At 71.0% G+C, this 22,859-nt stretch carries 19 protein-coding genes; 5 read left to right on the top strand and 14 right to left on the bottom strand.

The annotated features are described in order from the left end of the window. Positions 1-85: 85 nt before the first annotated feature. From E1286_RS15635 to E1286_RS15605, 7 genes are read right to left on the bottom strand one after another with little or no spacing between them, the layout of a single operon-like run. On the bottom strand, positions 86-1,885 hold the full coding sequence (locus tag E1286_RS15635) for a right-handed parallel beta-helix repeat-containing protein (protein WP_132613081.1): 1,800 nt from the start codon (positions 1,883-1,885) through the stop codon (positions 86-88). Continuing rightward, complete coding sequence (locus E1286_RS15630) at positions 1,885-3,705, bottom strand: right-handed parallel beta-helix repeat-containing protein (protein ID WP_187368169.1); 1,821 nt, start codon at positions 3,703-3,705, stop codon at positions 1,885-1,887. Before E1286_RS15630 ends, E1286_RS15635 begins: the two co-directional genes overlap by 1 nt. Beyond that, on the bottom strand, positions 3,702-4,469 hold the full coding sequence (locus tag E1286_RS15625; RefSeq protein ID WP_132613077.1) for an RraA family protein: 768 nt from the start codon (positions 4,467-4,469) through the stop codon (positions 3,702-3,704). The genes E1286_RS15630 and E1286_RS15625 overlap by 4 nt, the downstream gene beginning before the upstream one ends. An 8-nt stretch (positions 4,470-4,477) precedes the next feature. Next, positions 4,478-6,394: a DUF8034 domain-containing protein gene (locus E1286_RS15620; protein WP_132613075.1), complete on the bottom strand. Its 1,917-nt coding sequence runs from the start codon at positions 6,392-6,394 to the stop codon at positions 4,478-4,480. A 31-nt stretch (positions 6,395-6,425) separates the two neighbouring features. Further along, on the bottom strand, positions 6,426-7,232 hold the full coding sequence (locus E1286_RS15615) for a carbohydrate ABC transporter permease (protein ID WP_223189989.1): 807 nt from the start codon (positions 7,230-7,232) through the stop codon (positions 6,426-6,428). Next, on the bottom strand, positions 7,229-8,158 hold the full coding sequence (locus E1286_RS15610; RefSeq protein WP_223189987.1) for a carbohydrate ABC transporter permease: 930 nt from the start codon (positions 8,156-8,158) through the stop codon (positions 7,229-7,231). The genes E1286_RS15615 and E1286_RS15610 overlap by 4 nt, the downstream gene beginning before the upstream one ends. Beyond that, positions 8,155-9,432, bottom strand: coding sequence for an ABC transporter substrate-binding protein (locus E1286_RS15605; protein WP_132613073.1), 1,278 nt, complete (start codon positions 9,430-9,432; stop codon positions 8,155-8,157). Before E1286_RS15605 ends, E1286_RS15610 begins: the two co-directional genes overlap by 4 nt. A gap of 161 nt (positions 9,433-9,593) precedes the next feature. Between E1286_RS15605 and E1286_RS15600 the strand changes: the two genes are divergently transcribed. After that, positions 9,594-10,670, top strand: coding sequence for an FCD domain-containing protein (locus tag E1286_RS15600; protein ID WP_132613071.1), 1,077 nt, complete (start codon positions 9,594-9,596; stop codon positions 10,668-10,670). A gap of 3 nt (positions 10,671-10,673) precedes the next feature. Here E1286_RS15600 and E1286_RS15595 read toward each other — a convergent pair whose 3' ends face one another. Beyond that, positions 10,674-13,082 (bottom strand): glycoside hydrolase family 95 protein, encoded by a 2,409-nt coding sequence (locus E1286_RS15595; protein WP_223189985.1) that lies wholly within the window; start codon positions 13,080-13,082, stop codon positions 10,674-10,676. A gap of 283 nt (positions 13,083-13,365) precedes the next feature. On the opposite strand from E1286_RS15595, the gene E1286_RS15590 reads away from it, so the two are divergent. After that, on the top strand, positions 13,366-14,196 hold the full coding sequence (locus E1286_RS15590; RefSeq protein WP_132613067.1) for an amidohydrolase family protein: 831 nt from the start codon (positions 13,366-13,368) through the stop codon (positions 14,194-14,196). Between the two features lie 16 nt (positions 14,197-14,212). Here the strand turns inward: E1286_RS15590 and E1286_RS15585 are convergent, their stop codons facing one another. The 6 genes from E1286_RS15585 to E1286_RS15560 are packed head-to-tail and all read right to left on the bottom strand — an operon-like array spanning position 14,213 to position 19,694. Beyond that, positions 14,213-15,259 carry an aldose 1-epimerase family protein gene (locus E1286_RS15585; protein WP_132613065.1) on the bottom strand — a complete coding sequence of 349 codons (1,047 nt, stop codon included), beginning with the start codon at positions 15,257-15,259 and terminating at the stop codon, positions 14,213-14,215. After that, positions 15,256-15,960, bottom strand: coding sequence for an SDR family NAD(P)-dependent oxidoreductase (locus E1286_RS15580; RefSeq protein WP_132613063.1), 705 nt, complete (start codon positions 15,958-15,960; stop codon positions 15,256-15,258). The genes E1286_RS15585 and E1286_RS15580 overlap by 4 nt, the downstream gene beginning before the upstream one ends. After that, positions 15,957-16,997, bottom strand: coding sequence for a type 2 periplasmic-binding domain-containing protein (locus E1286_RS15575; RefSeq protein WP_132613061.1), 1,041 nt, complete (start codon positions 16,995-16,997; stop codon positions 15,957-15,959). Before E1286_RS15575 ends, E1286_RS15580 begins: the two co-directional genes overlap by 4 nt. Then, positions 16,985-18,175, bottom strand: a complete 1,191-nt coding sequence (locus E1286_RS15570; RefSeq protein ID WP_132613059.1) for a CaiB/BaiF CoA transferase family protein — start codon at positions 18,173-18,175, stop codon at positions 16,985-16,987. The genes E1286_RS15575 and E1286_RS15570 overlap by 13 nt, the downstream gene beginning before the upstream one ends. Further along, positions 18,175-18,939: an enoyl-CoA hydratase/isomerase family protein gene (locus tag E1286_RS15565; protein WP_223189983.1), complete on the bottom strand. Its 765-nt coding sequence runs from the start codon at positions 18,937-18,939 to the stop codon at positions 18,175-18,177. The genes E1286_RS15570 and E1286_RS15565 overlap by 1 nt, the downstream gene beginning before the upstream one ends. Positions 18,940-18,965: 26 nt before the next feature. Then, positions 18,966-19,694 (bottom strand): FadR/GntR family transcriptional regulator, encoded by a 729-nt coding sequence (locus E1286_RS15560; RefSeq protein WP_132613055.1) that lies wholly within the window; start codon positions 19,692-19,694, stop codon positions 18,966-18,968. 146 nt (positions 19,695-19,840) lie between these two features. Between E1286_RS15560 and E1286_RS15555 the strand changes: the two genes are divergently transcribed. The 3 genes from E1286_RS15555 (at position 19,841) to E1286_RS15545 (ending at position 22,859) form a co-directional block, all read left to right on the top strand. Continuing rightward, on the top strand, positions 19,841-20,497 hold the full coding sequence (locus tag E1286_RS15555; protein WP_132613053.1) for an aspartate/glutamate racemase family protein: 657 nt from the start codon (positions 19,841-19,843) through the stop codon (positions 20,495-20,497). A gap of 63 nt (positions 20,498-20,560) precedes the next feature. Beyond that, positions 20,561-21,559 carry a phosphotransferase family protein gene (locus tag E1286_RS15550; RefSeq protein WP_132613051.1) on the top strand — a complete coding sequence of 333 codons (999 nt, stop codon included), beginning with the start codon at positions 20,561-20,563 and terminating at the stop codon, positions 21,557-21,559. A 322-nt stretch (positions 21,560-21,881) separates the two neighbouring features. Beyond that, a complete protein-coding gene (locus tag E1286_RS15545) occupies positions 21,882-22,859 on the top strand; it encodes an ABC transporter permease (RefSeq protein ID WP_132613049.1) in 978 nt (325 codons plus the stop codon).

Below are 22,859 nucleotides of genomic sequence, written 5' to 3'. Positions count from 1 at the left end.
GCCCCGGCCGGAGAGGTGCCGGTGTCCCTGACAACACGAAAGGGCGGTCACACCCGCGGGTGTGACCGCCCCGTGCCGGCCGTGGCTAGCCGGGGATCGGGTACGGGAAGGCGCTCGTCACGCCGATCTTGTCGTACTCCATCTTCGAGGCGTCGAAGCCGTCCTGCCAGTTGGCGTTCGTCACCTCGTTGCACTGGTAGCTCTGGTACTTGTCGTCCGTGACCTCGCCGACCTCGATGTTGGCGAAGGCGAAGCCGCAGCCGCCGGCGTCCATGTGCACGCCGCGGGTGCCGCTGTCGGGCATCGACGCGTCAGGGATGACGTCGCCAATGACGACCTGGGAGACGCGGTTGCTGATCGGATGCGGCTCGGCGTTGTCGACGCCGTAGGTGTAGAAGGCGCCCATGTCGCCGCTGTCCAGGCCCGCCTCCTCGATGCGGAGGTAGGAGAACTCGTTGCCGTGGGCGTAGCCGTCGCCGTCCTTGACCTCGGGGCGGACCTCCAGGCTGATGCCGTAGCGGGCGCTGTGCCGGACGACGGAGTGGCTGATTTCGTTGTTCCCGGTGTTCATCAGCTCGACCCCGGCCGCGTCACCGGGCACCAGCTCGCCGATGTGGTGGATGTAGTTGTTCGTGAACGTGTGGTGCCCGGTGAGGTCACCCTCGCCCGGGTAGCCGCCCTCGACCTTGATGCCGTCGGCGCCGATGTTCTCCAGCAGGCTGTCCGACACCCTGACCCGTTCGTTGGCGAACAGCAGGTAGACGGCGGTGAAGCCGGTGTCGGAGATGCGCAGCCGGGTCAGGTCGACGTCGCGCGTGTTCGTCAGCGTCACCGTGCCGAACCGGTTGCGCGGCATCTCGATCTGCCGGTCGTACTCCGGGTACTTGTGCGGCTCGCCGGCGTCGCCCGCGCTGATCCAGCCGTTGCGGTACCAGCTCACGAAGTCGCTGTACTGCAGGGCCAGGCCGTCGAAGGCGAGGTTCCGTACGCGCTTGTCCGGGCTGCTGCCCTTGAGCGACAGGATCGTCCTGACCGTCGGCGCCACGACCTTGTCGATCGAGCCGCGCGGCCAGTAGTACACCTCCTGCTTGTCGAAGTCGAAGAAGTACTCGCCCGGCTGGTCGAGGAAGTCCAGCGAGTTCTGCAGGAAGTAGCGCGAGCCGCCGCGGCTGTTGACCATGGCGTAGCGCGTCCAGTGTTCGAGGGTGATCTGGTTGTCGTCCCACGACGGGTTCTGGATCGGCACGGTGTCGGTGAACCAGCTCCACGACCCGCCCGACCAGACTACGGCCTGCGCGTTGTCGAAGTTCCAGCTCTTGTCCCAGTCGCCGGGGTTGGAGTACAGCCACTGCTGGACGGCCTCCTTCTCCGGCTCCTTGAGCACCGAGGTGAGGTACGGCGCCCACTCGTCGTCCGACCTGCGGTTCGGGTAGCGCGCGGTGGTGGCTCGCCTGCCGTCCTCGAACAGCGTGTAGAACGTACGGTCGACCTTCGTCTTGTAGATCTCGCCCTTGACCTTCTCCCACCCGGTCACCGGGCGTGCGCCCAGCAGCCGGGCCTTGCCCGGGCCGTCGGCACTGCGGTAGATGATCTTGTGGCCGTGCTCGCCGGAGTCGGCCTCGGTGAACTCGATCGTCTCGTCGACGTGGTAGTCGCCGGCCTTGACGTTGACCACGATGTCGCAGCTCTGCTGCCGCTTCTTGGCCCGCAGCTGGTCGCGGGCGTGCTCGATCGTCTGCCACGGGCGCTGCGCGTTGCCCGGGCCGCCGTCGGTGCCGTCCGGGGCGACGTAGAACTCGATCGGCTTGCACGGCGCCTGCGCGCCGGCCGAGGGGGTGACGACGAGGGCCGCCAGGACGACCGCCGCCGCGCCGATGACCTTCATCACGCCCCCTGACCCGGGATCGGGTACGGGAAGGCGCTCGTCACGCCGATCTTGTCGTACTCCATCTTCGAGGCGTCGAAGCCGTCCTGCCAGTTGGCGTTCGTCACCTCGTTGCACTGGTAGCTCTGGTACTTGTCGTCACTGACCTCGCCGACCTCGATGTTGGCGAAGGTGAACCCGCAGCCGCCGGCGTCCATGTGCACGCCGCGCGTGCCGCTGTCCGGCATCGCCCCCGCGGGGTCGTTGATCACGTCGGTGATCACCATCTGCTCCACGCTGTTGTCCCGCAGGTGCGGCTCGGTGTTGCTGACGCCGTAGGTGTAGAAGGCACCCATGTCGCCGCTGTCGAGGCCGGTCTCCTCCAGCTTGATGTAGGAGAAGGAGTTGTTGCGGGCGTAGTTGTCCTCGTCCTTGATCTCCGGGCGGACCTCGAGGCTGATGCCGTAGCGGGCGCTGTGCTTGACGTTGATGTGGCTGACGGTGCTGTTGCCCGTGCTCATCAGCTCGATGCCGGCCGCGTCGCCCGGCACGAGCTCGCCGACGTGGTGGATGTAGTTGTTCGAGATCGTGTGATGTCCGGAAATGTCGCCCTCGCCGGGGTAGCCGCCCTCGACCTTGATGCCGTCCGCCCCGATGTTCTCCAGCAGGCTGTCCGACACCCTGACCCGCTCGTTGGCGAAGAGCAGGTAGACGCCCATGAAGCCGCTGTCCGACAGGTGGAGCCGGGTCAGGCCGATGTCCCGGGTGTTCTCCAGCGTGATCATGCCGAACCGGTTGCGCGGCATCTCGATCTGCCGGTCGTAGACGGGGTACTTGTGCTCGTAGCCCGAGTCGCCCTCGCTGATCCAGCCGGCCCGGTACCAGTCCACGAAGTCGCTGTACTGCAGGGCCAGGCCGTCGAACGACAGGTTCCGCACGCGCTGCTCCGGGCTGCTGCCCTTCACCGACAGGATCGTCTTGACCGTCGGGGCCATCACCTTGTCGATCGAGGTGCGCGGCCAGTAGTAGACCTCACCTGCCGCGAAGTCGAAGTAGTACTCGCCCGGCTGGTCGAGGAAGCGCAGCGTGTTCTGCAGGAAGTAGCGCGAGCCGCTGCGGCTGTTGACGAACGAGTAGCGGGCCCAGTGATCGAGCGTGAAGAAGTTCTTGCGGAAGTCGGCGCCGCCCAGCGGCACGGTGTCGGTGAACCAGCTCCACGAGCCGCCCGACCAGACCACGACCTGCGCGTTCTCGTCGAAGTCGGCGTCCCACTCGACGGGCACGTCCTCCGGCTTGAAGTACAGCCACTGGCGCACCGCCTCCTTCTCCGGCTCCCCGAGCACGGAGAACAGGTACGGCGACCACAGGTCGTCGCTGGTCCTGTTCGGGTGGCGGGCCGTCGTGGCGCGCTTGCCGTCCTCGAACAGCGTGTAGAAGGTACGGTCGATCTTCGTCTTGTAGATGTCGTCCTTGTACTTCTGCCAGCCGGTCAGCGGCCTGGCGCCGAGCAGCCGGGCCTTGCCGGGGCCGTCGGCGCTGCGGTAGGTGATCGTGTGGCCGTTCTGGCCTGAGTCGGCCTCGGTGAACTCGATGGTCCGGTCGACCTGGTAGTCACCGGCCTTGACGTTGACCACGATGTCGCAGGTCTGGTGGTTCTTCTTGGCCCGCAGGTGATCGCGGGCCTGCTCGATGGACTTCCAGGGGTTTCTCGCGCTGCCGTCGCCCCGGTCGCTGCCGGTGGGGGAGACGTGGTAGTCGCAGTTCTGCCGGGAGGCCGCCGGAGTGGGCGCCGTCAGGCCGCCCAGAAGTAAGACGATCGCGCCAACGGACCTGAGGATCACTGGCTCTCCTTTACATCCCGCCACCGTTCGAACTCGGCGCGGGTCTCGGGGGTGAGGGGGTAGTAGTCGGACAGCGCCCCGCCCTCCTCGATGCGGGCACGGCTGTAGCGCTCCCACTGCTCGTGGTCGGCGGCGGCCTCCAGCACCGAGCCGGCCCGGCGGCGCGGCACCACCACGGCGCCGTCGTCGTCGGCCACGCACAGGTCGCCGGGCAGCGCGAGCGCGCCGCCGACCGCCACCGGCACGTCGTACGCCCACGGGAACAGCTCCGCCTGCGAGGCGTAGTGCGGGGTGGCGCCCGTGCACCAGATCGGCACGCCGAGCGCGCGCACCCGGGGCAGGTCCCGGATCCGGCCGTCCACGACGATGCCCGCGCCGCCCTTGCGCCGGAAATAACGGACCAGCATGTCGCCGAAGCAGCCGGTGTAGGCACTGCCATAGGCCTGAACCACGAGCACGTCGCCGGGCTGCACCGCCTCCAGGACGGCCCACAGGGCGGTGTGCCGCTCGACGTACTCCTGGCCGAGTCCGGAGGCGACGTCCTCGCGCTGCGGCATGAACTGCAGCGTCCGGACCCTTCCGGCGATCTTCTGTCCTGGTGCGATGGGACGCGGTCCCTCGATGAAGGTGCGCCGGATGCCCTGGGCGTGCAGCTTGGCGCAGGCGGTGGCCGAGCTGATCCGGGACAAACCCTCCACGAGGACGGGATCGGGTTCGGCGGGCAGCGGCCCGCGAACAGGCAGATCCCAGATGGCGTCGTCCATGAAACTCCTCAATAGTGCTGGTGCGACGGCGTGCGGACGCGCGCGGTCGTGTGCAGGTCGAGCCGGATGCGGCGGCCGGGCGGCAGCTCCACGAGCAGCCGCGGGCCGTTCACCGCCACCTCGTGCTCGGTCTCGGTGACGGGAGGAGAGGTGTAGTCGCGGGGGTCGCCCGGGTAGCCGTCGCCGGCGCGGGTGCCGGCCTGGGTGATGGTGGCGCCGTCGATGCGGTCCTCGCCGAACGCGCCCGCCTGCACGACGACCCGGCGGGTGCGGCCCAGGCTCAGGTTGACCAGGTCGACGGTGGTGCCGCCGGGGCGCACTGAGCCGACCAGGGCCGCCACGTCCGGAGGCAGTCCTGGACGGTGCCGGTCGGCATCGAAGTAGGCGAGGCGCGCGGGCAGCAGCCCGCCGTTGTAGAGGACCTGCGGGGTGCCGGTGACGAGCTGCAGCAGCGCCTCGGTGAGCACCGGGTTGAGCCGCTGCCAGTGGTGGACGTGGACGGTGGCCAGGTCGGCGCTGTCAGCGTCGATGAGCGCCGTGCGCCGCTGCACCTGCCCGAGCGCGGTGGTGAGCATCCGCTCGGGGTAGCCGGGGTTGGCGCCGCGCAGGAACTCCAGCCAGGGGGCCTCGTGCCCCGCCTCCTCCTTGTTGCGGAACGGCCGCACCGTGGCCCAGTCGTAGCCGGCGGCGGCGCGCACCCGCTCCAGCCGCTCGGCGTCCGCCCGCGCCCGGCTCGTGTGCCACAGCCAGACCGGCAGGCCCAGCTGCGGGGGCTGGAAGTCGAACCAGCCGTCGTCGTCGTGCCGGTTGGGCACCAGCATGGTGGGCTTGCCGGCCTCGTCGCCGAGCTCGGCCAGCCAGCGGTCGCTGATGCTCATCTCCGTCTCGGTCACGCTCGCCTGCGTGGCGCGGGCGTACACGGTGTCCAGCGGGCCACGCCCGATGGCGAGCGCGCTCTCGTCGCCGGTCAGCAGGTGGGCGTTGACCGCGGCGATCGCGGCGGCGGCCCCGACGCTGTAGAGGCCGTGCGGCCACTGCCAGCCGTAGTTGCCGCCGTACCAGCGCCCGCCGTGCAGCTCGCCGACCACGCCGGACGGGCCCACGTTGTCGGGCAGGATCCCGTCGTTGGCCTCCGCCCGCCGCTGCCAGGCGCTGATGTAGCGCAGCGCCCAGTCGCGGTAGCGGCCGTCGCCGTCGTACAACCAGGCGTTGACGGCCAGGCTGGTCGCCGCGAGGTTGACGGCGACGTCGCCGCGGCCGATGCGCTCGGTCATGGCCGCGCCCATCCGCGCGGCGTTGCACGGGTCCGCCAGGTCCTCCCACCGCGAGATGCCCGGCAGGTCGCGCAGCGGCAGCCCGTACGGCCGCATGCTCACCAGGTCGGTGTGGTAGGAGGCCCACTCCCGCTGCAGCCCGTAGCGGGGGCCGCCGGCGCCGTTGTGCGGGGCGCGGATGATGTCGTGCTCGGCGTCGTAGTTCGCCGAGCCCGGCAGGTAGAGGTCGGCGAAGCGGCGGGCCCGCTCGCGGAAGCGCTCGTCGCGCGGGTCGGCGGCGCAGATGCCGTAGAACAGCAGCAGCGACTCACCCTGGTGGAACCAGTCGTAGCCGCGCTCGAACTCGTCCACCAGGTAGCCCAGCTCGGTGAGCTGCGCGGTCACGCCCTCCCAGTGGTGTTTGGCGGCATCGAGCAGGTCGTCGGCCCCGCCGAGCTGGTAGAGCGTCGGCCAGTTGAAGAACGCCTCGTAGAAGTCGTCGGCGCCGTCGCGGTCGGCGGCCGGGCCGTGGTAGATCAGCCGGCCGTCGGGCCCGCAGTAGCGTGCGGCGAAGGCCCGCCAGGCCTCGTCCAGCGCGTCGAACAGCCTGCGCTCCAGCACCGCCCAGGCCGGCGGCTCGCCGAGCGGGACGGTCGCGATGATTTCCCGCATCTTCCACCCTTCCCTGTGGTTGTCGAGAGGGTCATCCCTTGGTGGCACCGGCGGTGAGGCCGCTGATGATGTGCCGTTGCATGAAGACGAAGAAGACCAGCAGGGGCGCGATGGCCAGCAGCAGCGTCGGGAAGACCACCGTGTAGTCGGTGGCGTACTGGCTGACCGCCGCGTAGACGCCGGTGGTGACGGTGTACAGGCCGCTGCCCGGGCCCAGGATGATCTGCGGGTTCACGAAGTCGTTCCACACCGAGAAGGTGTTGAGGATGACCATCGTGGCGACCGCGGGCCGCATCAGCGGGAAGACGATCTGCCAGAACGTCCGCAGCCTGCCCGCGCCGTCCACGGCCGCCGCCTGGTCGAGCACGGCCGGGATGGTGGCGATGTAGCCGGCGTACAGGAAGATCGAGAACGGCAGCGTGAGCGTGGTCTCGAACAACACGAACCCGCGGATGGTGCCCATCAGGCCGAGGGTCTTGAGCACGTACACGACCGGGATGACCAGCACCTGGCCCGGGATGAACGTCCCGGCGAGGAAGAACAGCATGAGGACCCGGAAGCGGCGCTTCGGGCTGCGCGCGATCACGTACGCCGCCGGGGCGGCCAGCACCACCGACAGCACGTTGACGGCCACCACGAACAGCAGCGTGATCGCGTACCCCTTGACCACGTTGAACTGCGGGTTCGTCAGCGCTCTGGCCAGCGGCTCCAGCGTCAGACCGGCGAGCCCGAACGGGTCGGCCAGGATCTCCTGCTGCCCCTTGAACGCGTTGACCGTCAGCACGTACAGCGGGACGAGCATGAAGACGGCACTCAGCCACAGGAACGTCTTCCTCACTGGTGCACCGCCAGCTCGCCGCGCCTGCGCAGCCTCGTCACCACGAACGCGAGCGCGGCCGTCACCAGCATGAGGATGACCGACTGGGCCGAGCCGAAGCCGAGGCGGGCGTCGTGGAAGGAGTTCCACAGGATGAGGTAGGCGACGGTCTGCGTCTGACCGGCCGGTCCGCCCGCCGTCAGCGAGACCACCAGGTCGTACGTCTTCAGCAGCGTCACCAGCGACAGCACGATGTTCACCGTCACCGACGGGCCCAGCGCCGGGAGGGTCACGTTCCGAAACACCTGCCACCGGGTGGCGCCGTCGATCCGCGCCGCCTCGATCAGCGAGTGCGGCACCGCCTGCAGCCCGGCCAGGTAGAGCACCACGTTGACGCCGAACCCGGCCCACACCAACACCGCGATCATGGTGACCGTGGCCCACTCCGGGTCCGACAGGAACGGCAGCACCTCGCCGCCCCACGAGGTCACCAGGTTGTTGACCGCGCCGCTGGTGCCGAGGATGGCCGACCAGAGGAAGCCGACCACCAGGGCGCTGAGCACGTGCGGGTAGAACAGCACGATCCGGAAGAACGTGTTGGCCCTGGAGGCGCCGTTCACCAGGAGGGCGAAGCCGAGGCCGAGCAGGTTCAGCCCGGCCGTGCCCGCGGCCGCGATCAGCAGCGTGACCGCGGCGGCTCGGCGCAGCTCGGGGTCGTCGAGCAGGTCGGCGTAGTTGCCGGCGCCGACGAAGGCCGGGTTCGCGCTGAAGCCGTCCCAGTCCGTCAGGCTCAGGTAGAACGCCAGGCCGACCGGGACGATGAGCATCACGGTGTAGAGGACCGTCGCCGGGGCCACCATGAGCGCGTTGGCCAGCCCGTCGCGCCTCGGCCGGGTGCGGGCGGCCGGCGGCGCCGCGACGACGGGCGCTTCCCGGGTGAGCGTCACGATCGCCCGGCCAGCCAGCGGTCGACGCCCTCGGCCACGTCCTTGGGCGACTTGCCGACGTACAGGCCCTGGACCTCGGTGTTCCAGGCGGAGTTGAAGCCCTTGGGCAGGCTGGCGTCGCCGTACCCCTCGCCCTGCGGGACGCCCGCGGGCGCGGCGTCGAGAATCGCCTGCACCTCCTTCTCCAGCGGGGTGAAGTCGCGCTCGACGCCGGTGCGGAAGTTGCCGTCCTGGGCGAGCTGGCTCTTGACCGCGGCAGGGTCGGTTACCAGCCACTGGACGAGCTTGAGCGCCGCGTCCTTGTTCGGGGTCGACTTCAGGATCATGTACGGGGCCGCGAGCGTGGCGCCCTGCGGGCCTGGGTGCTGCTGGCCCTCGTCGACGGGGGCCGGGAAGACGCCGACCTCGAAGTCCTTGTCCGCCTTGGCCTCGGTGGCGGTGAACCAGCTCCCCATGACGTACATACCGGATTTTCCGGACAGGAACGCCGTCTCGGCGTCGGCGTACTTCATGCCGAGGGCGTTCTTGTCGACGTACCCCTTGTCGATCCAGGTGCGGTAGCGCTCCAGGTGGGGCAGCATCGACTCGCCCGCCTTGATCGTGCCCGCCTTGACGTCCTGCTGCCAGGTGGGGTGGGTCTGGGCCCGGCTGGGGTTGGTCAGCTGCAGCAGCTGCAGGCCGGTGAGGAAGTCGCCGCCGGTCTGCAGCGGCAGGTAACCGGCCGTCCTGAGCTTGCCCATCGCGGCGTCGAACTCGTCGAACGTGGTCGGCGGCAGCTCGATCCCGGCCTTGTCGAAGGCGGTCTTGTTGTAGAAGACCAGTGACTGCGCCTGCACGCCCACGCCCACCGTGTAGATCCGGCCGCCCAGCTTGGCCTGCTCGGCGAGCGGTGTGTCCTTCGCCCACGGCTGGTCGGTCAGGTCGAGCATCTGCTTCGCCAGCGTCTCGTCCGCCATCAGCGTCTCGACCACGTCGGGCGCGTTGCCGGCGGCCAGCTGCTGCGGCAGCGTGTCGGCCACGCCCTTGCCGGTCGGCGCCTCGATCTTGACGTCGATGCCGGGGTTGGCCTGCTCGAACGGCTTCACCAGGCCGTCCCAGTACGCCTGGGTGAGGTTCGGGCTGATGTTGACCAGCATCCTGACCGTGACCTGGCCGTTCTCGTCCTGCCGGGCCTGCGAGTCGCCGGCGAAGCCGCCCCCGCCACAGCCGGTGAGCAGGAGCAGGGAGCCGAGAGCCGGCCAGAGCGGGAAGAGGGATGGACGGGGGGAACGCATCGCACCTCCAAGGGGGCGAGATCTGCGACGCCTATTAATGGGTCGTACTCGATTAGCGATTATTTAATACGTTGGTCATATGGGGTCGTCAAGGGAGAACAGGGCGCTACAAATATGTTTCCTCTGGAACGCTGAGTCATAAGTACGTTAAAGTCGTCCGCATGGTGGGACGCGGAGACGACAAGCGCCTGGTGTTGAGCGCTGAAGAGCTGGCCACGCTGCGCGACTGGGCGGCCGGGCGGTCGGAAGGGCTGGCCCTGCGCAGCCGCATCGTGCTGGCATGCGCCGACGGGTCGCCGCGTAAGGAGATCGCGACGCGGCTCGCGGTGAGCCCGGCGACCGTGGCGAAGTGGCGGGCCCGCTTCGTGGAGCGCGGCCTGGACGGCCTGGCCGACGCGCCGCGCCCCGGCCGCCCGCGCAGCCGCGAGCGCCAGGAGGCCGAGCGGGTGATCGCCGCCGCGGGCGGCGGCGCCGTGCCGTCCACCCGGACGATGGCCAAGCAGCTCGGCCTGTCGCAGTCGACGGTGGCGCGCATCTGGCAGGAGCAGCAGCTCGCGCCGCCGGCCGACCGCGTGCTGCCCAGGGAACTGCTGTCGGACCGGGTCTACGCGCTGCTGCGCGGCTGGATCGTCTCCGGCGAGCTGGTGGCCGGGCAGCGGCTGGTCGAGGCCGAGATCGCCAGGCGCGTCGGCACCAGCCAGGCCCCGGCGAGAGAGGCGATCAAGCGCTTGGCGCATGAGGGCCTGGTCATCTCCTATCCCAACCGGGGCAGCTATGTCGCGGAGATCTCCGACGAGCAGGCCAGGGAGGTCCGCGACATCAGGGTGCTGCTGGAGGAGTATGCCGCACGAGGCGCCGCGGTCCGCATCCTGCCCGACACGCTGCGGCAGCTCTCGGCCGACGTGCTGGCCATGCGCCGGGCCGCCCGCGACGGCGACATCGGCGCGTTCCGCGACGCCGATCTGGCCTTCCACCGGCGGGTCTGCGCGGCCTGCGGCAACTCCTTCCTGCTGCGGTTGTGGCGGACGATCGAGTCGAACCTGTGGAGCCTCCATGTGGTCGGCAACCCCCTCTACGACGGGGACTGGACGGCCATGGCCGGCCACCACGACGACCTGGTGGCCGTACTGGCCGCGGGCGACCCCGACGAGGCCGCCCGGCTCTTCGCGGCCCACGCCCGCGGCGAGGCCTCCCGCACCCGCCCGCGCACGCGTCCCTCCACGTCCACGGAGCCGTGACGGTCAGACGGTGATCTCGTAGGTGGCGCCCCTCCAGGTGGGGAAGGTGACGACGCCCGGCTCCGGGCGCTCCCCGCGCACCGGCCGGCCGTCCTCCGTCACCGTGACAGGGGTCGCGGTGCGCAGGGTGAGCGGGCGGCCCAGGTCGGAGCGGACGCGCCCACGGCGCAGCGCGCCACCGGCCCACTCCACGTCCACCTCGAAACCGCCGCGCGCCCGCAGGCCGCGGAACGACCCGGCCGGCCAGGCGGCGGGCAGGGCGGGCAACAGGTGCACCTGGCCGCCGTGGCTCTGCAGCAGCATCTCGGTGATGCCGGAGACGCCGCCGAAGTTGCCGTCGATCTGGAACGGCGGGTGCAGGTCGAACATGTTGGGCGCGGTACGCGCGGGCACCAGCAGGTTCCCCAGCCGCTTGTACGCCTCGGCGGCGTCCAGCAGCCGCGCCCAGAAGTTGATCTTCCAGGCCAGCGACCACCCGGCCCCCGCCTCCCCGCGCAGCTCCAGCGTGCGCCGGGCGGCCCTGGCCAGGTCGGGAGACAGGCGCGGGTCGATCTGGTGCCCGGGGAACAGCCCCCACAGGTGGGAGATGTGGCGGCTGCGCGAGAGCGCGGCGTCGCCCCGGTAGTCCTCCTGCCACTCCTGGATCTGCCCCAGATGACCGATCTGGTGGGGCACGAGCCGTTCGCGGGCCTCCAGCGCCTGCGCCCGCATGCCTGCCTCGGCCTCGAGGACCTCCGACGCCTCGGCGAACGCGCCGAACAGGTCGCGCAGGATCTGCATGTCCATGGTCGGGCCGGCGCAGATGCTGACGTTCTCGCCGCCGTCCTCGTGGTGGCCGACCTCGGGGGAGTGCGAGGGGTTGGTCACCAGGTAGCCGGTCCTGGGGTCGGTCTGCAGGGTGTCGAGGAAGAACTCCACCGAGCCCCTGATCAGCGGGAAGTGCTCGCGCAGCCGCCGCTCGTCACCCGTGTAGAGGTAGTGCTCCCACAGCGTCAGGCACAGCCACGCGCCGCCGGTGGGCCACACGCCGTAGAAGGCGAAGTCGACGGGCGCGGTCCCACGCCAGCCGTCGGTGTTGTGGTGGGCCACCCAGCCCTTGGCGCCGTACATCGTCCTCGCCGTCCGGGCGCCGGTCTCCGCCAGGTCCTTGATGAGGTCGAACAGCGGATCCATGCACTCGATGAGGTTGGCGGGCCCGGCCGGCCAGTAGTTCATCTCGCAGTTGATGTTGATGGTGTACTTCGACTCCCAGGCCGGCGCGAGGGAGTCGTTCCAGATGCCTTGCAGGTTGGCGGCGTAGCCGGGGGAACGGGAGCTGGAGAGCAGCAGGTAACGGCCGTACTGGAAGTAGAGCGCGGCGAGCTGCGGGTCGGTGTCGAGCTGACGGCGGGCGATGCGCTCGTCGGTCGGCAGAGCGACCGCCTCCGAGGTGCCGAGGTCGATCTCCACCCGCCCGAACAGCTGCCGGTGGTCCTCCACGTGCCGGCGCAGCAGCATCTCGTACGGCCGCTCCTTCGCCCGGACGAGATGCCGCCCTGCCACCTCGGCCGGGTCGCCGCCGACGTCCTTGAAGCTGCGGTAGCTCGACCCCATGGAGATCAGCAGCGTGACCTCGTCGGCGCCCTCGACGGCCAGCGTGCCGCCGTCCGTGGTGACCGTGCCGCCCTTCGCCTCGGCCCTGGCCAGGGCGCGGAAGCGGACCTCGCCCGGGCGGCCCTGGGACGCGCCGCTGACCCCGTCGAGCGCGATCGTGTCGCGGTCGGCCGCGGACGCGGCCGAGCTCTGCGGGCTGGAGAAGGCCGCACGGAACGTCACCGCGCCCGCTCTGTCTGCCGTGTGCCTGACGACGATGACCTGGTCGGGCCGGCTGGCGAAGACCTCGCGCGTGTGCCGTACGCCGTCGCGGACGAACGTCACGGTGGTGACCGCCCGCGTCAGGTCGAGCTCGCGCCGGTACTCACCGAACTCCTCGGGCCCCGGGTACGTCAGCGTGAGGTCGCCCAGCACCTGGTACGCCGCCTGCTCGCTGGGCCGGCCGAGGAACTTCTGGTCGGCCAGGTTCTGCGCGGCCTGCCACTTGTCCTCCCAGACCAGCTGCCTGATCTGCGGAAGTGCGGCCAGGGCCTCGGGGCTGTCGTAGGCGTGCGGCCCGCCGGCCCAGATGCTGTCCTCGTTGAGCTGCAGCCGCTCGGTTGTCACGCCGCCGAAGACCATGGCGCCGAGCCGCCCGCAGCCGACCGGCAATGCCTCCAGCCATTCGGCGGCCGGGCGGGTGTACCAGAGGGTGAGCGGGCCGGCCTGGTCGGCCGCCCGCGCGGGGCCGGCGGTGACGCCGCCCGCCAGCAGGGTCCCGGCCGCCGCGCCTAAGCCGGTCGTGATCACGCCTCGCCGTGTGTAGCCGTCGTTGGTCACCGTCACTCCTGTTCAGTGAGCCGAGGGGAGTCGGGAGGGCCGCGCCGTATCGGCGCGCTCGCCGGACGTCGGACCCGCGTACGCGGGGAGTCGAAGGCGATGGGTTCGTGGAGATTACTCGGACACGTCGGATGTATATCTACGCGTAACGGTGAGATCTGTCCATAGCTGGCGGCAATTCGGACGAAACATAGGAGGTCTGTTAGGTTGCGTGCGGCCGTCGTCCCCCGGCCATGGCATGATCCTGACCGAGCCGTACCGACCCGCACGGAGCTGGAACCCCATGAGCCGCATCGACGCCCACCACCACGTCTGGGACCTGTCCGCACGCCCGCACGCCTGGCTGGAGCCGGAGCGGATGGCGCCCGTGCGCCGCTCGTTCACCCTCGGCGATCTCGCCGATCACGCCGCCTCGGCCGGGGTGACCCGCACGGTGCTCGTGCAGGTGCTGCCCGCCCTCGACGAGACGCGCGAGTTCCTGGCCCTGGCCGCCGCGTCGGAGCTGGTCGCCGGGGTGGTCGGCTGGATCGAGCTCACCGCGCCCGACGTCGCCGACACGCTGGCCGCGCTGCCCGCCGGGCTCGTGGGCGTGCGTCACGGCGTGCAGTCCGAGCCCGACCCGGCCTGGCTCACCCGCCCCGACGTGCGCCGGGGCCTGGCCGCCGTGGCCGCCGCCGGGCTGGCCTACGACCTGCTCACGCTGCCGCACCAGCTGACCGCCGCCATCGAGACCGTGGCCGCGCTGCCCGAGCTGACGTTCGTGCTCGACCACCTGTCCAAGCCGCCGATCGCCTCCGGCGAGCTGGAGCCGTGGCGTACGCGCGTCCGCGAGCTGGCCGCCCACCCCAACGTCTTCTGCAAGCTGTCCGGCATGGTCACCGAGGCCGACTGGGCCTCCTGGCGGGTGGCCGACCTGCGGCCGTACGCCGAGGTGGTGCTGGAGGCGTTCGGGCCCGAGCGGGTGATGTTCGGCTCCGACTGGCCGGTCTGCCTGCTGGCCGCCGAGTACGAACAGGTCGCCGCGGCCGCCGACGAGCTGTGCGCCGGGCTGTCGGAACACGAGCGTGCCCAGGTCTTCGCCGGCACGGCACGGCGGGCGTACCGGCTGGGCTGAGCCTCGGCCCGTCAACTCATGGGGCCTCCACCCGGAACGTCGTGTGGTACGTCCGCGACTCCTGCGGGCCGAGCCAGATCATGGCGCCGTCCCGGCGCGCCGCCGCGTCGCCGGCCACGTGGTGCGTGGACGGCTCCAGCCCCACCGCGTAGTTGCCGGAGCGCAGGTTCAGCCACTCGAAGAAGTACGGGAACTCCGCGGCCCGCCACTCCACCGCCACCCGCATGCCCAGCCGGTCGTTGACCACGGCCACCCTGTGCAGCCCGTCGGCGCGAGGCACGAGCGCGTGCTCGTACACCTGCTCCACGAACCCCGGAGCCGGCCCTGGGAAGACGACGTGGTCGGCCTTCTGCTCGGCCACGCTGTCACTCTGCCACAGCGTCTCGCGGATGTCGGCGTCGAACCTGGCGCCCTCGTCGAGCAGCGGCCAGCCCAGGTTGATGTGGTACAGGTACATGTGCGGCGCCGGCTCGAACCCGGCGTTGGTCACCGTGTCGACCAGCCGGATCTCGTCGCCGCCGAGATCGGCCTCGATCCGGCGCACCAGGCGCAGGTTCTCGGCGAAGACCGCCGCCTGGCGCACCTCGCCCTCCGCCCACAGCACGCAGCGTTCGCCGTCCCACCGCTCGCCGTAGCCGGTCAGCCGGGCGGGCAGGTTGCCGGCCCGGCCGTGCAGCCCGTGCCGTACGGACTGCCGGGGCGGATACCGGTAAGTGTCGGCGGGCACCTCGTCCCCGAACAACGTGTGGTCGAGCCCGGCGGTGACGATCAGCCCCGAGAACGAGCGCAGCCACGACAGCCCGTCCTCGTCGGCGTGCTCGTGCAGCCCCGGGTGCCGGAAGCCGGTGGGGGAGCGCCAGCCGAACGAGCGCCCGGCGTGCTCGGCGTGCCCGATGTCCATGCACCGGTCCACCAGCACGTCGAACGCCAGACCCGATCCGGTGCGGAACTCCAGCGCCCTGATGCCGCGCTCCACCCCGTCGCCCAGCGTCACCAGGCGCACCCCTCCAGCCGCGCCGAGGTCGCCCGTCAGCTCGGCCAGCCGCCTGCGGTCCGGCGTCATGCCATCACCCACCCTCCGTTGACTTCGATGGTCTGGCCCGTGACGAAGGAGGCGTCCGGCCCGGCCAGGAACGCCACCACGGCGGCCAGCTCCTCGGGCCTGCCGCGCCGCCGCAGCGCCTGCCGCTCCAGCACCATCGCGTTGTACGCCTCCGGGTCCTCGTGGATCTCCTCGGCGGCCGTCGGGAACGCGCCGGGGGAGACACAGTTGACCCGGATCTCGCCCGGGCCCAGCTCGCGGGCCAGCGCCCGGGTCAAAGAGGCCGCCGCGCCCTTCGTGGCCACGTACGCGGCCAGGTCGGACCAGCCGCCGTGCATGGTGATCGAGGCGACGTTGACGATCGCGCCGCCGCCGTTCGCGTTCATCTGGCGGGCCGCGTGCTGGGCGCACAGCCAGTAGGCGCGCTGGTTGACCGCGTGCACGGCGTCGTACTCGGCCAGCGGCACCTCCAGGAACGGCCGGGCCGGGTAGACGGCGGCGTTGTTGACGAGGATCCCGACCGGCCCGAGCCGCGCGGCCGTCTCGGCGAACGCGGCCTCGATCGCCGCCGGGTCGCGCAGATCCGCTTTGAGTGCGAGGTCGCCGTCGAGCGAGCTCGCGTCGACGTCGAGTGCCGCCACCCGGTGGCCGTCGGCGGCCAGGCGGGCCGCGATCGCGCGGCCGAGCGCTCCGGCGGCGCCGGTGACGAGCGCCGTGGTCATGCGTTCCTCCATTTCTCGTGCAGCTCCTTGAGCACGTCGCGGGTCTTCACGCGGGCGAGCAGCCCGTCGCGGATCAGCGCGGACGACCTCTCCTGCAGGGCGATGTAGCCGGGGAAACGCGGCCTGACCCAGGCGGCCTCCACGGTGGCGCGGGTGTCGCGGTGGAAGCCGGCGCGCTCCCACGCGGCGCGGGCGGCGGGCTGCCCGCCGGTCGCCGGGAACAGCCGGGTCTGCACCGGCTCGGACACCAGGCGCAGCAGGTTGGCGCGGACTGCCTCGCGGATTCCCTCGGCGCGCCGCCGGGAGACCGCGAGTCCGGTGCCGCCGAGCACGCTGCCCGGCGCGCCGCCCGGCCAGGCGGGGGCGTCGGCCCAGGCCAGGGGGTAGGAGGCGTAGCCGTACAGCAGGGGGCACAGGTCGGGGCCGCCGTCCGTCATGGCCTCCAGCACGCCGATCGGGTTGCGCAGGGAGACCTCCGGATCGGACAGCGCCAGCAGCTCGGCCATCGTCTCCAGCGCCCGTTCCCCGGTCTCCTCGCCGAGGAAGTCGCCCTCGCACAGCGCGCAGAACATCAGGAACGCGTGCGGCCCGCCCAGGCACAACGCCGTCCGCGTGCTCCGCGCCAGCTCCACGACCTGGGGCCACGTCTCCGGGACGGTCACGCCGGGGCGGGCGGCGGCCACCTGGGCGGCGGCGTCCAGCGGCAGCGCCCACTGGCGGCCGTCGAGGTGGTAGCTGTCGTAGCCGCGGCCAACCGTGCCGGCCCGCACGGCCGCCAGCTCGTCCGCCGTGAACAGCTCCTCCATCGGCATCAGCGCGTCCAGCGCCGCCCCGAGACCGGGATGGTCGACCACCAGCACGTCGTACGTCTCGCACAGCCGCGCGATCGGCTCCGACTCGAAGCCCTCCAGCGGCTGCCGGTCCCACATGATCGGCTCCGGCACGTCCCCGTACGGGTTGCGCCCGGCCAGGTCGAGCCGCGTCAGCTCGTCCAGCGGGGCGTACCCGCGCGGGTGGTCCCAGGTCAGTCCGAGCATGCCAGCACGCCCTTCGCCAGCAGCTCCGCCGCGCGCTCCGCCGGGTAGCCGAGCTCCTCCAGCAGCTCCCTGGTGTGCTCGCCCGCGAGCGGGGCGCCCCTGCGCACCTGCGGCGGGGTCGCGCTGAGTCCGTACGGGAAGCCCGGTGTGGTGACGGTGCCCTCGGTGGGGTGCTCGTAGGTGACGAACGAGCCGTTGTGCCTGACCTGCGGGTCGTTCACCAGCTCCGCGTAGCCGTACACCGGCCCGGCCCACAGGTCGTGGCGGGCGCAGATCTCCAGCCACTCGGCGGTCGTGCGCTCCGGCAGGCGGCGGGCCACCATCGCGGTGATCTCGTCCCGCCTGGTGTGGCCGTCGGCGTCGCCATCCATGGCGGCGAGCTCCGGCAGGCCGAGGGCGACCGCCAGCGCGTCGAGCCGCGGCATGGCGAGCGCGAGGTAGCCGTCCTTGGTGGCGAACACGCCGTACGGGGCCCGGATGTAGGTGTGGCCGTGCGGCTCGCGCCCGCGCCGCTGCGGCACCTTGCCGACCGTGAAGACCGACAGCTCCTGCATCTGCACGGCGACGGCCGCGTCCAGCATGTTCACGCTCACCCGCTGGCCCTCGCCGGTCCGCTCGCGGTGCAGCAGCGCGGCCAGCGCGCCCTCGAACGCGCTGTAGGCGGTGATGGCGTCGATCGCGTACGTGCCGGCGGGCGCGGGCGGGTCGCCGTCCCGGCCGGTGCTCAGCATGGCGCCGCTCATGGCCTGGAGCAGCAGGTCCTGGCCGGGCCTCGACACGTACGGGCCGCTCTCGCCGTAGCCGGACATGGAGACGTACACGACGGAGGGGTTGAGCCCGCTGATCGTGGCGTGGTCCATGCCGAGCCGCTCGGCCACGCCGGGCCGGTAGTTCTGCAGGAACACATCGGCGGTCGCGGCGAGCCGGTGCACGATCTCGCGGCCCTCCTGCGACTTGAGGTCCACGGCGAGGCTGCGCTTGTTGCGGTTGAGCGACAGGAACGAGGCGTTCACCCGGTTGCCGGTCGCGCCGCCCGCCGGGGCGTGCCGCTGCCACTCGCCGGTCACCGGCTCCACCTTGACCACGTCCGCGCCGAGGTCGCCCAGTCGCATGGCGGCCAGCGGGCCCGCCATCGCGATCGACAGGTCGACCACGCGGTAGCCGTCGAGGACGCCCATCAGCGCCCCTCGAAGACGGGCTCGCGCCGGGCGGCGAAGGCGGCCCGGCCCTCAGCCGCGTCGGCGGTGGCGAAGCAGACGGTCTGCAGGTCGCGTTCGTAGCGGATGGCCTGGTCGAGCGGCATCGAGTAGGCCGCCCTGAGGTTGGCCTTGGCGGTCTGCGCGGCGATCGGCGGCCGTGCGGCGATGGTCTCGGCCAGCCTCCGTGCCGCCGGTATCAGCTCCTCCCGCGGATGCACGTCGGTCACCAGGCCCCAGGCCGCGGCCCTGGCGGCGTCGATCGGGTCGCCGGTGAGCAGCATCTTGGCCGCGTTGCCCGGCCCGACGGCATGGGCGAGCAACGCCGACTGGCCGCTGCCGCCGATCCAGCCGAGCTTGATCTCCGGCGCGGCGAACATGGCGGTCTCGGCCGCCAGCCTGATGTCGCAGGCCAGGGCCAGCTCCAGGCCGCCGCCGTAGGCGTAGCCGTTGACGGCCGCGACGATCGGCTTGCGCAGCGCGCGGACGGCGTCGCCGTAGTCGGCCCGGTTGCGGAACTCCCACGGGGTGGCGTACGCGTCGAGCTCGCCGATGTCGCTGCCGACGCAGAACGAGCGTTCTCCGGCGCCGGTGAGCACGGCCACCCGGATGCCCGGGTCGGCGTCCACCCGGTCCAGGCAGGCGCGCAGCATGGCTGCCATGTCGGGGGTGATGGCGTTGAGCTTGGCGGGTCTGTTGAGGGTGACGACGGCCACGGGGCCGTCGACGTCGAGCAGGACGTCCACGGATCGGCTCTTTTCTAGCAGCTCTTCTAGCAGCAGAGACGTGCGTGCTGGTCGGCGCTTCGCGCGGCGTCGGCGCGGGCGACCTCGACCACGCCCCGCATGGCCTCCTCGGCCTTGCGGTGGTGGCGGCGCCGGATCGCCTGGGCGACGCGCTCGTGGCCGGGCAGCGTTTCCTTGTTGTGCTCGACCGAGCGGGTGTGCACCTGGCGCACCGACCGCAGGGCGATGCTGATCATGTCGTAGATGTAGAGCAGCAGGTCGTTGTCGGCCGCGGCGAACACGGCCTGGTGGAAGGCCAGGTCGGCCTCGATGAACGGCTCGGGGTCGTCGGCGGTGGCGTACAGCGCGGCCAGGGCCTCGTCGATGCGGCGCACGGCGGCCGCGTCCGCGCGTTCGGCGGCCACTCTGGCCGCGCCCGGCTCCAGAGCGACGCGCAGGTCGGCCAGCACCCGGATGTCCTCCGGCCGCGGCTGCGGCTCGAAGCGCCAGCTCAGCACGTCGGCGTCGAGGAGGTTCCAGGACGCGCGGGGGCGCACGATCGTGCCCGCGCTCCTCCTGGTCTCCAGCAGGCCCTTGCCGGCCAGCACCTTCACGCCCTCGCGCACGGCCGAGCGGCCCACACCGAGCTCGGAGACCAGCTCCTCCTCGATGGGGATGGACGTGCCGGGGGCCAGCGAGCCGCCGACGATGCGGGCGCCGAGGGCCTGCACGACCTGGACGTTCCGGGCCGAGTCCCTCTGGGGATCAGTTGCCACGGTTCCGCACGGTATCCCGGCCGCGCCGGTTTTCCTAGCCTTTCATCGGATGAAGTTACTTTTTCATCAGATGAAGGTCTTAACACGGCGCACCGTCGGTAGTACCGTCCGGACAAGTCCCTCACCGGCCTGAACCAGGAGCGGCCTTGACGAAGACCCTCGGACTGATCCACACGTCGGCGACCTTGGTGGAGGTGTTCGCCGCGTTGTGCGCGAAGCACCTGCCGGGCGTCGAGACGTTCAACATCGTCGACGACAGTCTGATCAAGAACACCATCGCCGCCGGCCGTCTCACACCCCTGACCGCGCGCCGGGTGGCCGATCACATCGGCTCGGCGGAGGCCGCCGGAGCCGACCACGTACTGGTCACCTGCTCCTCGATCGGCCCGGCCGTCGAAGCGGCCGAGCCGCTGACCGGCGTCCCGGTGACGCGCGTGGACCGGCCGATGGCCGACCGGGCCGTCTGCCTGGGACGCCGGATCGGCGTGCTCGCCACCGTGTCCACCACCCTCGACCCCACCGCCGACCTGGTACGGCGGCGCGCCGCGGCGGCGGACCGGCTGATCGAGCTCACCACGCGGCTGTGCGAGGGCGCGTTCGAGGCGCTGATGAGCGGCGACGCCGCCGCTCACGACGCCGCCGTGGCGGGAGCGCTGCGCGAGCTCGCCGCGCAGGTGGACGTGGTCGTGCTGGCCCAGGCCTCGATGGCGCGGATGGCGGGCGCGGTCGAGACGCCTGTGCCCGTCCTGGCCAGCCCGCGGCCGGCCATGGAGCACCTGGCGACCCGACTGGCGCACTCGTGACCCGAGCGCGCTGCAGGGGGACCACCGTGACGGGTCGCCGGGGGCGTTCGGCACGATGGCGGGGTGGACTTGCAGTCTGTCGCGCGGGATGGCGGCGCGTTCCAGCAGCCGGTGACCTCCGGCCTCATCCGGCGGATCTGCCGGCGCGTCCTCGGCCGGGACGCGGTCTCGGCGGTCGAGCTCGGCTGGGGGAGGTACAACACCACCTACCGGGTCGCCGTCGCCGGGCTGGAGCGGCCGGTCGTGCTCCGGTTCGCGCCCGAGCCGGCCCGCCAGTTCGCCTCCGAGCGGGAGCTGATGCGCAACGAGTACGCCACCGTGCCGTACCTGTCGGTGATCGCCCCGCTGATGCCGCGGGTCATCGCGGCCGACTGGTCCCATGAGCTGATCGGCCGCGACTACCTGGTGCAGACGTTCCTCGACGGTGTCCCGGCCCCGGAGCGCCTTCCCGGCTACCCACGGGCGTCCTGGACGGCCTTCTACCGGCGCCTCGGCGAGATCACCCGCACCGTCCACGACGTGCGCGGCCCGGCGTTCGGCCCCGTCGCGAACCCGGCGTACGCCACCTGGAGCCAGGCGGTCACCGCGTCGCTGTCGGAGATCGCCGCCGACCTGGAAGGCGCCGGCCTCGACGGCGCCGACGTGCGCCGGGCGGCGGCTCTGGCGGCCGACCGGCACGAGCTCCTGGACGAGATCACCGAGCCCCGCCTGCTCACCGGCGACCTGTGGACGGTCAACACCATGCTCGCCGCCGACGCCCCTGAGCCCACGATAACCGGGGTGTTCGACTTCGACCGCACCTGGTGGGGCGACCCGGCCGCCGACTGGACCATCCGCCTGGCCTCGGCCAAGCAGGACGAGCGCGTGGCGTTCTGGGAGGCGTACGGCCCGGCGGACCGAGCTCCCGCGGCGCTCTGGCGCTCCCTGGTGTACGAGATCCGCCATCTCGGCGCCGTCCGCCTGGAGCGCCACCGTCACGGCGACGCGGCCGGCGTCCGGACGTCCTACGCCGAGGTGGCCGCCGTGCTCGCGGAGCTGAGTGACCCAGGTCGCGCCCTATGACGTGGATCACTTTCTCCACACGTCAATATATGTCCGGATTCTGTGACGTACAGGGCGGTCGAGGGCACTCTGAGTGATCGCTACGGAGCGTGTTCTCCCTGGTCGGGAGGTTGTGATCGAGTATCGGACAGGTCGCGGTGATCGTTTGTGAGTGACCTGACCGTTATGTGGTGCCGTTTCTGACTGTTATATATTTGCTTATATTCTTTCGCCCTGATCGCCACCTACTCGTCAGTTGAATTTAAAACTACGAGCGGGTTTACGTCGCGGCGCCGCCTCCCCAGGCGGACGCTCGCGCCCCGGTCAGCGCGAACGGAGAGTAATGGGCAAGTACCTGCTCCGCAGGTTGGCAATAAACGTGATCCTGGTCGCCCTAGCGGCCAGCCTCGCGTACATGCTCGCGGCCACCACCATGAACCCGCGGGCCACGTACCAGGGACGCCAGCCTCCCATTCCCGAGGCGGTCATCGACCAGACCCTCGACGCCTACAACCTCAACGACAAGACCCCGGTCCTGCAGCGGTACGCGACCTGGGCCTCCGGCGTCATCGTGGGCGACTTCGGGAAGACCTGGAACGGTGGATCCGTCAACGCCGAGATGGGCCGGCGGATCTTCGTCAGCCTCCGGCTGCTGCTCATCGGCACCATCCTCGGCTTCGCCGTGGGGGTGGCGCTGGGGGCGGTCTCGGCGGTCAGGCAGTACAAGCTCAGTGACCGGTTAATAGGCGTCAGCTCGTTCGTGATCATGGCGATCCCGGTGTTCGTGCTGGCCACTCTCCTCGCGATCGCCACGTACAACGTCAACCGGGGCCTCGGGTTCACGCTGATCGAGTACACCGGCGAGTACAACCCCAGGCTGTCGGGCTTCGATCAGTTCCTCAACCGGCTGAACCACCTGATCCTGCCCACCATCTCGCTCAGTCTGGGCTCGATCGCCTTCTACAGCCGCATCCAGCGCAACATGATGCTCGACGTGCTCGGCCAGGACTTCGTCCGCACGGCCATGGCCAAGGGCCTGCGCCGCAGGACCGCGCTCACCAAGCACGCGCTGCGCACGGCGCTGATCCCGTCCGCCACGTACTTCGCCTTCGCTTTCGGAACGATGTTCACCGGAGCCATCTTCACCGAGAAGATCTTCGCCTGGCACGGCATGGGTGCCTGGCTGATCGACGCCATCAACGCCAACGACGTCAACTCCGTCGCCGCGGTGACGTTCTTCACCGCCATCTGCGTCCTGTTCGCCGCCTTCCTGTCGGACCTGCTGGTGGCGGCCCTCGACCCCCGGGTGCGGGTGAGCTGA

The sequence above is a fragment of the Nonomuraea terrae genome (assembly GCF_004348995.1).
In the GTDB taxonomy this organism is placed as follows: domain Bacteria; phylum Actinomycetota; class Actinomycetes; order Streptosporangiales; family Streptosporangiaceae; genus Nonomuraea; species Nonomuraea terrae.
The sequence above is the reverse complement of the archived record's forward strand: the minus strand, read 5'-3'. Positions and strand labels throughout refer to the sequence as shown.